The sequence below is a fragment of the Tepidiforma sp. genome (genome assembly GCF_034432735.1).
Classification (GTDB): domain Bacteria; phylum Chloroflexota; class Dehalococcoidia; order Tepidiformales; family Tepidiformaceae; genus Tepidiforma.
Map to the genome: position 1 here is coordinate 48052 of NZ_DAOUBJ010000050.1, position 11023 is coordinate 59074.

Annotated in this window: 11 protein-coding genes; 8 read left to right on the forward strand and 3 right to left on the reverse strand. The window is 64.4% G+C overall.

Annotated features, from left to right (window positions below; all coding sequences use genetic code 11):
- Nucleotides 1-39: 39 nt before the first annotated feature.
- A complete protein-coding gene (locus tag VAE53_RS05440) occupies nt 40-2406 on the reverse strand; it encodes a CoA transferase (protein ID WP_322818357.1) in 2367 nt (788 codons plus the stop codon).
- A gap of 193 nt (nt 2407-2599) precedes the next feature.
- Here VAE53_RS05440 and VAE53_RS05445 point away from each other — a divergent pair, with 193 nt between their 5' ends.
- Nucleotides 2600-3445 carry a hypothetical protein gene (locus VAE53_RS05445; protein ID WP_322818358.1) on the forward strand — a complete coding sequence of 282 codons (846 nt, stop codon included), beginning with the start codon at nt 2600-2602 and terminating at the stop codon, nt 3443-3445.
- 118 nt (nt 3446-3563) lie between these two features.
- Nucleotides 3564-5309 (forward strand): DEAD/DEAH box helicase family protein, encoded by a 1746-nt coding sequence (locus tag VAE53_RS05450; RefSeq protein WP_322818359.1) that lies wholly within the window; start codon nt 3564-3566, stop codon nt 5307-5309.
- Here VAE53_RS05450 and VAE53_RS05455 read toward each other — a convergent pair.
- Nucleotides 5306-5803, reverse strand: a complete 498-nt coding sequence (locus tag VAE53_RS05455) for a YbaK/EbsC family protein (protein WP_322818360.1) — start codon at nt 5801-5803, stop codon at nt 5306-5308. The two genes, VAE53_RS05450 and VAE53_RS05455, sit on opposite strands and share 4 nt — an antisense overlap.
- Nucleotides 5804-5857: 54 nt before the next feature.
- Here VAE53_RS05455 and VAE53_RS05460 point away from each other — a divergent pair, with 54 nt between their 5' ends.
- The 6 genes from VAE53_RS05460 to VAE53_RS05485 all read left to right on the forward strand — a co-directional run bounded on the left by VAE53_RS05460 (nt 5858) and on the right by VAE53_RS05485 (nt 10296).
- On the forward strand, nt 5858-7117 hold the full coding sequence (locus VAE53_RS05460) for an acyl-CoA dehydrogenase family protein (RefSeq protein ID WP_322818361.1): 1260 nt from the start codon (nt 5858-5860) through the stop codon (nt 7115-7117).
- A gap of 36 nt (nt 7118-7153) precedes the next feature.
- Nucleotides 7154-7885, forward strand: coding sequence for an MBL fold metallo-hydrolase (locus VAE53_RS05465; protein WP_322818362.1), 732 nt, complete (start codon nt 7154-7156; stop codon nt 7883-7885).
- A 41-nt stretch (nt 7886-7926) separates the two neighbouring features.
- Complete coding sequence (locus tag VAE53_RS05470) at nt 7927-9114, forward strand: thiolase family protein (protein ID WP_322818363.1); 1188 nt, start codon at nt 7927-7929, stop codon at nt 9112-9114.
- Nucleotides 9115-9153: 39 nt separating this feature from the next.
- Entirely contained in the window at nt 9154-9540 is a 387-nt protein-coding gene (locus VAE53_RS05475) for an OB-fold domain-containing protein (protein WP_322818364.1), read from the forward strand.
- A gap of 54 nt (nt 9541-9594) precedes the next feature.
- Nucleotides 9595-9999 (forward strand): VOC family protein, encoded by a 405-nt coding sequence (locus VAE53_RS05480; protein WP_322818365.1) that lies wholly within the window; start codon nt 9595-9597, stop codon nt 9997-9999.
- 87 nt (nt 10000-10086) lie between these two features.
- Nucleotides 10087-10296 (forward strand): hypothetical protein, encoded by a 210-nt coding sequence (locus VAE53_RS05485; RefSeq protein ID WP_322818366.1) that lies wholly within the window; start codon nt 10087-10089, stop codon nt 10294-10296.
- Between the two features lie 88 nt (nt 10297-10384).
- Here the strand turns inward: VAE53_RS05485 and VAE53_RS05490 are convergent.
- The coding region (locus VAE53_RS05490; protein ID WP_322818367.1) for an FtsX-like permease family protein at nt 10385-11023 on the reverse strand (639 nt) is incomplete at its 5' end.

The window sequence follows — 11023 nt, forward strand, 5'->3', positions numbered from 1 at the left end:
AGGCTAGGGTAACAGAGTGTCGGTTGCTCATTGCAACGGTCACGTCAGCGCCCCGATTGCCATCAGGTGAGCGATGCGCTCGTCGTCGTATCCGAGGACCTCGGCGAGGACGACGAACGTGTCCTGCCCAACCTGGTGCACTCCCTCGTAGCGCGGCGGACGGCGGCCGTCGAACCGGGCTGGAAAGCGGTCGAGGCTATATTCGCCCCACCGCTCCGCGTAGGCCGTGCCGAAGAAATCGCGCGCGGCGAGTTGCGGGTCGCGCTCGGCGAGGTCGCCGGCGTGCTGGACGGGACCTGCGTGCACGCCTGCCCGCTGCAATCTCTCGGCCAGCTCGAAGGCATCCATCGTCCTGGTGCGATTTGAAATGACCGCGTCCAGTGCCCGCCAATTGGCGATCCGGTCGGAGTGTGTCGCAAAGGGACCTCCGGGGTCGATTCCAAGCATTCCGGCGAGCCGCTGCCACTCGTCGTCGCCACGGGCTGCGATGGCAACCCAGCGGTCGTCGCCGGCGCATGGGTAGATGCCATGCGGCGCCCAGGCATCGAACGGGTGGCGGTTGCCGCGCGGCTCCGGATTCGTACCGTTCGCCAGGTAGTCGATGATTGCCGGTCCCATGATGCCCAGCCCGAGCTCGTACTGGGCGAGGTCGATCGCGAGCCCCTCCCCCGTCCGCTCGCGGTGCTCGAGCCCTTCGAGCGCAGCGAGGGCTGCTGCGAGCCCGCTCAGGTGGTCGGTGAGGGAAAACCCGTAACCGTCGGTGAAGGTCCCCTCCGGGTTCGTCAGGTAGGTGAGCCCGGTGAGTGCATGGATGGTCGGGGCATAGGTGACGAACTCCTTCCATGGGCCAGTTCGGCCCATCCCACCCATGGAGATCACGGTGATTCCCGGATGGTCTGCCGCCAGCGATGCGCGGTCGAGCCCCCAGCGTTCGAGCACGCCGGCCGAGAAATTCTCGATCACGATATCGCAGCGCAATGCGAGGTCCCGGGCTACTGCCCGAGCTTCAGGGAGGCTCATGTCAAGCGCGACGCTTCGCTTGTTCCGATTCCAGCAAACGTAGTACGGGTGGTCGGGTGAGTTGGCGCCACCGCTTCGTTTCGCGCTGCCGACTTTGAGGACCTCTGCGCCAAGGTCGGCGAGCACCCTCGTCCCGAATGGGCCGGCGAGGACGTGCGTAAAGTCGAGGATTCGAACGCCCGCGAGCGGAAGCGCGGGGTCGGCCGAGATGGCCGCTGGACTCGGAGCTGGTCGACGGGGCGCCCATGATAGCGCTGGTCTTGTAACTTCCCGAGCGGGCTCAGGCGGGGGGCCATCGGCGTCAGTTCGGAAAAACCGCCCGGGCAGTTGGACGGTCCCGACGCCGGGGACGTCGGCTCGGTAGAGATAATCGCGGGCACGGATCTGGGGGCTTCGTTCGACGGCCTCGCCGACGTTCCACACCACACCGAACGGCTGATGCCGGCGCTGGCCTTCGTAGAAGAGCGCCTCGCCGTCCCAGGTCGCCACCCACTCCCGAAGCACCTTCATGACGTACGGGAGATCTTTCACCATTGCGATGACATCCGGGTATTTCTCGCGGTCCGCCAGGTCTTGCGCGGCGCCGCATTCGATGAGCCAAGGCACCAGCACTTCTGTGAGTTTGAGCGAGGCGGTGACCATGACGCCGCGACCGTCTTTCGCGGGGTAGACTTCGTAAGCGCCGCTCCAGTGGAGGCTTCCCTGCCGTCGGGCGATCGGCGTTCCCCAGGTACCACCCGGGAAGAACCATTGCATGAGTACCTGCTCGGTGCAGCTGACGAGAGCCTCGTGGCCGGACAGATCGACGTGCACGCCTCGTCCGCTCGTTCGGGCGAACCGGTGTGCTGCGAGGGCGGCGACAGCGGCGTAGAGCCCGACGGTGTGGTGCGATTGATTTCCGTAGCCGGAGATAGGCGGGCTGGAAGGGTCGCCGGTGACCCACGCGGAGCCACACATCGCATTCGCGACGAGATCGTTGACGCGCCAGTTAGCTCGTGGACCATCGGAGCCCATGGGAGTAATCGACACCTGGGTGATGGCAGGATTGGCCGACGCGACTTCTGCGCGTTCGATCGGTGGGGACTCAGCGGGCCATTCTTCGATGAGAACGTCGGCCCCGCGCAAGAGTTCGAGGAACTCGCGATGCCCGGACTCGGATGCGAGGTCCAGCCGGAGCAGCCGCTTTCCGGCGTTGTAAAAGGTCGCCTGGATGGAGACGCTGGTGGCGCCGAAGAAAGGGGGCTCGGCATCGAGCGGGTCGCCCGCGGGCGGGATGACTCGCACGACATCGGCGCCGGCCTCGGCGAGCAATCGCCCTGCAAGGACCCCATTCCAGCCGGTGCATTCGATGACGCGGAGGCCTTCGAGCGGTGAGGTTCTGGGCATTGGGGACATGATACGGAGGGAGCGAGAAAGGGCAGCAAGTCCCATAGGGAGGTATCGAGAATTTCCGGACTCTGAAGCGGAGTTCGCTGATTTGTCGTGCTGGTGAAGCCGATTGGAGATTGTGGAGCTTGTCACAACTGCGCCATCTGGGCTACGGTGCCTCGCAGCCCCCAGGCGAATGAGGAGCGCGTCGATGCCGATGACCCGCCACCGGCACGCTGTCGCAGCCATTCTGGTCGCCTTCGTTGCCTTGTTCGGCGCAGGCGGATCCTTTCGGCCGGCGGCGGCAAACGAAAACCACCCGATCGTGCAGCGCGCCCTGCGCGATTTAGGTACCTTCCAAGGCGATTGCTGGCCTTGGGTGAAGCGGGTGGTTCACGACGCGACGGGCAGGACGATGGGGTTCGACTACCGCCAAGGGTTCCTCGAAGCCGGAGCCATCGAGGTCGGGGCGGCCGAAGCGGCCCCCGGGGACATCATCCAGGTGGCCCGCGACGACTGGACATCGCCGGACGCCGATTATCCCGGACTCCACACGGCGATCGTGATCACCAAGAACAGCGACGGGACGTTCGATGCAATTGATTCGAACCAACGCTGGGACGGGGTCGTGCGCCTCCGACCGGCATACGACCCCTTTGCGCAGGCGGCTGCGAACGGACTCCAAGTCCGCATCTACCGGTTTCCGGTAGGCAACAGCGCCGCTCCCGGGGGCGTTCCCTCGGGTACGCAGACGACGTTCAGCCCGGGTGACCTCGCCCGTACGAACACTCCAGGTGATTGCCTCCGACTCCGCGCGGTGCCTGGGGGAGACATTATCCAGTGCGTGGCCGATCGGACGCTGGTCACCATCATCGAGGGGCCCGCGCGCCAGCTCGGGATCGATTGGTACCGAGTGTCCTCACCGGTGGGCGACGGCTGGATGGCGGGCCAGTTCCTGGTCAGAGAGCGCACCCCCGGTGCGACCCCTAGCGCTCAGGGCCCGACGAAACCAATACGGCAGTACCGGGCGGTGGTGCCGATGGCGGCGAACGACTGACGTTGCCGCCGCCCGGCTGAACGCGGCATCACAGTTTGTCGCGAGGACGAAAGCTGCCCTCAACGGACGACCGCCGTACGCTCGGAATCATGCCTGCAACGGACGTGACCACGCTGGCATGAGCGCTCTCGACCTTGAAAACCTGCGCCTTCGGCCCGGACAAGCCGAGTCGCTCCGCCGTTGGTGCGAAGCGCTTCGCGCAGGTTCGCGATCGGAGCTCGTTGTGGTGCCCGTCGGCTATGGCAAGACGGTCATCGGCATCGGATCGTTCGCCATCGCTGCCGCCGAGGGGTTGGTCGATACCTGCCTCTACCTGACCCCGACCGATGTCCTGAGGTCGCAGGTGTACGAGGGGGTCGAACGGGTGCTTGGACTGCTCGGCAGCGAAATCGAAGTTCGGAAGTACCTCGCCGAGAACGCTTCGCTCCACCGGGTGGCGGCCAACCGTGCGAACGTTGTCGTTGCCACGTACCAGCAGGTGGCTGCCGCTCCTGTGCGTTACGCCCGTATGTGCGCTGGCCGCCGTGTGCATCTCGTCGCCGACGAGGCCCATCACCTCGCCGAACGCGGACTCTGGGCGGCCGCTCTCGGACAACTTCCGGTGGTGAGCTCGCTCCTCCTCTCGGCTACCCCCGTGCGACTGGACCGCGAACCCATCGCGGGAGCCCGGTACGTGCCAGCGGACGCCGGGGAAGGCCTGGCAATCGCTCCACTCGTCCACGTGACCATGCGGCAGGCGTGGCGCGAAGGACGCATCCTCAAGCGGCTCGCAATTCAAATGAAAGACTACGCGGTCGAACTCCGAGGCACGGACGGCGAGGTCTATACCTTCACTGCGTCCGAAATGGCCGAACTGCCGGACTTCGACCAGCGATGCGTCCGGCAGCAGCTTCGATGGAACGATGATTATGTCCAACCTCTTGTACGCGAGTTCGCCACCACGCTCGAATGGAAACGACGGCTCTCACCGGGACAGCACCAAGGGCTGGTATTCGCAGCCACGACGGCACACGCGGAGCATCTCGCCCGGGTATTCGCACGCCACCATCCTTCTCTCCGCTGCACCGTCGTGCACAGCGGGAGCGACCTGCCAGAAGCGGAAGCCGACCGGCGGATGCGGGATTTTCTCGCGGGGAGGTACGACGTCCTCATCCAGGTTCGAAAGGCGAGCGAGGGATTCGATGCGCCGACGGTTTCTGTTCTTTTGAAGCTGGATGCGGTGTTCAGCCGCGAGCCGGTCATCCAGCAGCTCGGGCGCGGCCTTCGCTACAACCGCAACCTGCCCGAAGCGCAAAACGTCCTTCACGTGTTCGTGGGCCGCGACCCGCGCTTGGCACCCATCATCGACCACCTCGAGCGCGAAGCGAGCGTCCCGGCGGTGCCACAGCGACCTGGGACTCCGGAGTCGTGGCGAGCCCGGCTGGTGGAGGATGCTCGGAAGGAGCTGGGTACGGAAAGTGACGAGGAGCGGAGCGTCCCCGAAATCGTCGATGTGGAAGAAGTCGGCGATGCGGTGCTCGACGAAACCGGGCGGCTGGTGGAGGGTCAGCAGCTCACGATGTTTGGCGTACCTTCACCTCCACCCTCGCCGAAATCTGGTACGACGCCCGCGGAGCCGGCCTCCCAGCCTGCGGTGATAGACCTCCGCGCGGAGCTCCAGGACGCAATCGATTACTGTCGACTGTGGACTAGCCGTGCCGCCCGCGAGCGAGAACGCCGATTCGGAAAGGGCGAGAATCACTTTGCCGTCCTCAATGCGGCTTATGCCCGAGAGACCGGACAGCGCGGCACGCTCTCCACGGCGACGGAATACCGTCGCAAAGGCGACTGGATGAAGCGCAAGTACCTCGAGCTGCTCGGCTAATGCGTTGGCTCTGCCAATCCGACGACCGTCACCGGCACTGCGCCGGTGACGGTAATGAGGTCGGCTGGCCGCAACTCGACATCGATGCCGCGTTCGCCAGCGCTGACGAGCACCTGATCATGGTCGGTCACGGACCGGTCGATGAGGATACGAAAGCCCCTTCCGGCTAACGTCAGCGCGCTGATCCCGCCGACCCGGAGGCCGGTAATTCGTTCCGCCTCCAAATGAGCGGCCATTCGAAGCCGCTTGGCGCCCAGTTCACGGGCTAGGGCCTTGAGGTCGATGGTGAGCGCGGCCGGTACCATGAGCAGGTACGGTCGGCCCCGTGGCGGATTCTCCTCGATGACGAGTGTCTTGAGGACACGTACGGGCTCGATCCCCAGTGCGCCCGCGACCTCGACCGCCGAGCGTATCGAGGCATCGAACCGATGGACGCGGAACGCGATCCCCTCTGCTTCGAGGCGGCGAATGGCGAGCGGTTTCGGACCAGACATGGGGCAATCTCCGGCGTAGCATACGCGCGCAAAACCCGACAGCGAGGCTGCCCTGTGGATTTCGCTCTCCCTCCCCACATCCCCGACCTGCTGCGAGAGCTGGATGAGTTCATCGAGCGGGAAATCAAGCCCCTCGAGCGGGAAAACGACAACATTCGCTTCTTCGACCATCGCCGCGAATGGGCCCGGACCGATTGGGAAAACGGCGGTATCCCACGAAAAGAGTGGGAGGAACTCTTGGCCGAGATGCGTCGGCGTGCCGACCGGGCTGGATGGCTCCGGTTCGCCGTGCCCCGCAAATACGGTGGGCGAGACGGAACCAACCTGGAAATGGCGATCATCCGGGAGCACCTCGCGAAGAAGGGGCTCGGCTTGCACAACGACCTTCAGAACGAGTCCTCCGTTGTGGGAAACTTCCCGACGGTTCGGATGTGGGAGGAGTTCGGCACGGAAGAGCAAAAGCGGGAGTTCCTGGAGGGCATGTTCACGGGGAAGACCCGGGTGGCTTTCGGCCTTACCGAGCCGAACCACGGCTCGGACGCATCCTGGCTCGAGACTCGAGCGGTCCGCGACGGCGACGAATGGGTCATCAACGGCAAGAAGCGATTCAACAGCGGACTCCACAACGCAACCCATGACCTCATCTTTGCCCGTACATCGGGCGAAGAAGGCAAAGCCCGCGGAATCAGCTGTTTCATCGTCCCGACCAACGCCGAGGGTTTCTCGGTCGAGTTCATGTGGTGGACGATGAACATGCCGAGCGATCATGCCGAGGTGACGCTCAAGGATGTGCGCGTGCCGGCAACTGCCATGCTCGGCAAGGAAGGCGACGGGCTCGCGTTGGCCAACACATTCGTCCACGAGAATCGCATTCGGCAGGCGGCATCGGGTGTGGGGGCCGCGCAGTATTGCATCGACCGGGCAGTCGCCTACGCACAGCAGCGGGTGACCTTCGGGCAGCCGCTCTCCTCACGACAGGCCATTCAGTGGCCGCTCGCCGAGATGCAGACCGAATGCGAAATGGTTCGCTGGATGGTTTACCGAACGGCCTGGTTGCTCGACCAAAAGCACCACATGGAGGTCAGCGACAAGGTCGCGATGTGCAACTATCGCGCCAACCGGCTCGCTTGCAACGCAGCCGACCTCGCCATTCAGGTGCACGGCGGCATCGGATACACGCGCCACATGCCGTTCGAACACATCTATCGGCACCATCGTCGCTACCGCATCACGGAGGGGAGCGACGAAATTCAAATTCGACGAATTGCCCAAGTCATGTTCGGGATGGGAAGCCGGCGCACGTCTGCCGAGTGAGCACACAGTTCGCTGACCCGCGATAGGATCGCTGGCGTGTCGCACTTGGAACTGGCGTTCGTGGGCTCGGGCAACGCGTTCGCGCCGGGCGGCTTGTGCTGGAACGGATTCGTTCTCGATGGGCGCTTCCTCTTCGAGGCACCGCCTCAGGCCCTTATGTCGCTCAACCGCATGGGCATCGACCCGAACGCGCTCGACGCCGTTGTTTTGAGCCATCACCATGGCGACCACTTTCTGGGTCTCCCGTTCATCATGCTGCACTGGAAGTACTTCGGCCGCAGCCGACCGGCCGCGATCGTCGGGCCACCTGGGACCCGCGAGCTGGCGACAGCCATTGGCCGCTCCGTTTATCCGGGTCTGTTCGACCTTTCGTACGAGTTGCGTTGGTTCGAACTCGAGGACGGCGACGTCGTGGAATTGGAAGGGCTTCACATCCGGGCGCACCGCGTCGAGCACGATACCCGCCTGAGTCTGAACCTCGGATTTTCCTGCCGCTTAGGCGACCGCTTCTTTTCGTACACCGGCGACACCGGTCTATGTGATGCGGTGCTGGCCATGGCCGGCGAGTCCGAGCTCGTCGTCGCGGAATGCTCGTCGGTCGATGAGCGCGTGCCGATCCACCTCAATCTGGTGGACGATATTCCTCGCATCCGCGAAGCAATGCCCCCCGACTCGCGGCTGATCCTCACGCACGTAACGCCAGCCGTTTCGGTGACGCATCTGGCGAATACCCTCGTCGCGCGCGATCTGGAGCGCTACCGCGTCTGAAAGCCGCCGGTAGAATGCTCCCCGAAGGAGAGACAGTAGGTATGCCGCATCCCCTCCGAGGCGCCACGGCCATCACAGGCCTCGGCATGACACCGATGGGCCGCATTTACCGGTCGACGAGCGAGCTGGCGGCGGAAGCCGTCGCCAAAGCGATTGCCGATGCCGGACTCCAGAAGTCCGACATCGATGGGCTGCTCATCAACGCCGGAATCACCGGGACGACTGGCGGAGGTCTCACGCTCGGGCTCCAGAACTATCTTGGGCTGAGAAACCTTCGCCTGCTCAATCACATGAACGCCGCTGGGTCGACGGCTGCCCAGATGGTTCAGTACGCGACGATGGCCATCCACGCTGGGATGGCAACGCACGTGGTGTGCGTCTTCGCCGATGCGCCCCTCAAAGAGGGGTCGTCGGCCGGCGCCGCATACGGCGGCGCGGCACGTAACCCTCAGCGCCCGAAAGGAATGGCGGGCCTCTATGCAGCCGCTGGCTATTTCGGCGCGAACACGCCGTATGCACTCGCTGCGCGCCGACACATGGCGCTCTACGGAACGAAACAGGACCATTTTGGCATCATCGCGGTTGGCCAACGGCAGTGGGCGGCGATGAACCCCCTGGCCCAGATGCGCGAGCCGATCACGTTGGAGGATTACCACAACTCCCGATGGATCATCGAGCCGCTCCACCTGCTCGATTGCTGCCTTGTTTCCAACGGCGCCGTTGCGGTCATTGTCAGCCCCGCCGACCGCGCGAAGGACATGCCCCAGCCACCGGTCTATGTGCACGGGATGGGCCAGGGTCATCCCGGCGACAGCGGTCGTGCGGGCTCCGAGTGGGAAACCGAGACCGGTGCCCGCCTGGCAGCTCGAACCGCCTATCGGATGGCCGGGGTCGGCCCTTCCGATATCTCGCAATGTCAGCTCTATGACTGCTACACCTACACCGTGCTGGTGACGCTGGAGGATTACGGGTTCTGCAAGAAGGGCGAAGGCGGCCCGTTCGTCGAGGACGGTAAGCTCGGACCCGGCGGGTCTCTCCCGACGAATACGGGCGGCGGCGAGCTCTCGGCGTATTACATGTGGGGAATGACCCCCTTGAGCGAAGCCGTCATCCAGGGAAGGGGCCATGGGGGCGAACGACAAGCTCCCAACGACGTGATCTTGGTCACGGGGAATGGCGGCAGCCTTAGCTATCACGCCTGTCTCATTCTCAGTCCACACCCGGCTTGAGCCCGAGGAGTCGCGCCGATGTCACAGTCTTCGATTCCCGTGCCTGAACCCGACGAAGCCTCGCGGCCCTTCTTCGATGGAGCGGCGGAGGGTCGCCTCATGCTGATGCGCTGTGTCCGCTGCCAGACGTGGCGTCTTCCAGCCCGGCAACATTGCGACGTCTGCCTTTCCGACGAATACACATGGGAGCAGGCGAGCGGGCGGGGCGTCGTCCGGACATTCGGCATCATGCATCAGCGCTACCACCCGGCCTTCGAGGTGCCCTACAACGTCACCATCGTCGAGCTCGAGGAGGGCCCGAGGATCCCGACGAATCTCATGGGCGTCGCGAACGACGCCATTGCTATCGGCATGCCGGTGGAGGTTGTTTTCGAGCAGTACGACGACGTGACGTTGCCCCGGTTTCGGCCTGCTCGAACATTATGATCACTGTTCGCTTTGACACTTGACGAACAATTACGGTTTGTCGAAGGTTTCCCCATGACCCGCGACCATCGGTTCGGCCTCGTGCTCTGGGCTACCGACGTCGGGGCGCTGGCGGATTTTCTCGTGGAAGTTGCGGGTGCCCGGCTCCTCGGTCGTCACCCGGGGTTCGCCGCTCTCGAGGGCCCCGGGTGCGACATCGAGGTCCATGCGGACGAGACGTATCGAGGCCACCCGTGGTTCGTGGCGCTCACCCGTGAGGGCGTGGCTCGCGGCATCGGCGCCGAGTTGGTGTTCAGAGTCGACGATGTCCTCGCGGCCTACCGGGCAGCTATCCGGCTCGGTGCTCGTGTCATTGCCCAGCCCTACGAGTTCGAGGGCAGGGTCGAGTGTCAGGTGATGGGGCCGGACGGCTATGTCTTCGGTCTATGGCAGCCATGGAATCCGGCCACGTCGGGTTGAAATTTTCCTTCCCGTAACGAAATCGTTCCCCTTCTGTGCTACGGTGGTTGTGAGGAATCGCACAATCCCTGTGCAAGGAGGTGCCTCATGATCCTCGATCCGATGTCGCTCACCTATCTCACCCGAGTCGGCGAGCCGACGCCGGAGGCCCGGTTCCGGGAGGAATTCGAGCGGTCGAAACACGAGCGGAGCGCGCCTGCCGCCGAGCTGGTCGAGCCTGAACAGCGCAAGGCTGCCTCGCTTCTCCGGGCGCGCGTTATCGTGTCCATCGGTCGCTTCTTCGCCCGTCCCGCCTGATCTGGCGGTCCGAGCCGTACGAAGGGATGGGGCTCCCGTTTCAGGAGCCCCATCTGCTTTTGTTCGTTCTGCTCTCTCTCGAAGGGATCTACTCGTATCGCAAGGCCTCAGCGACCGGAACGCGAGATGCACTCCGGGCGGGCATGACCGTCATCAACATCGAGGAAACGAAGGCGATACTGCAGATTACGGCTAGCTGGAGCCAGGGAACGACGAACTCGACGGAACCGCCATCCTCGGAGAACTCGCCGGTGGCGAAGAGAACCCAGGCGAGGGAAAGCCCAAGCACGAGGCCGAGCACGATGCCGGTCACCGCGATGAACGCTGACTCGAGGAGGAAGCTCAGCGCGACCATGCTTCTTTGATAACCGATCGCGCGCAGCATCCCAATCTGTTGCCGGCGCTCCACGACGGCGCGCGAGGCGATCACGGCTAGCGCAGCGATCCCGACGACCAGCCCGAGGCCCATGAAGCCCTGGAATACGAGCAGGAATCCTGTTTGCTGCCTCTGCTGATCTTCGAGCAAGGCCTGCAGGGAATCGGCCGAGGCTTGCACGAGCCCCGCTTCGACTTGCTTCGCGTACCTCTTCGCATCGGCCCCGGCGGCGAGCGCGAGGAAGAACATCTGTCCGCGCGCGGCGGGGAAGGCGGACTGGAGGGTGTCCTCGCGCACGATGAGGCCGGTGCCGAAGTCGGGGCTGCCCAGCGCAAAGAAGGTGTCGGCGGA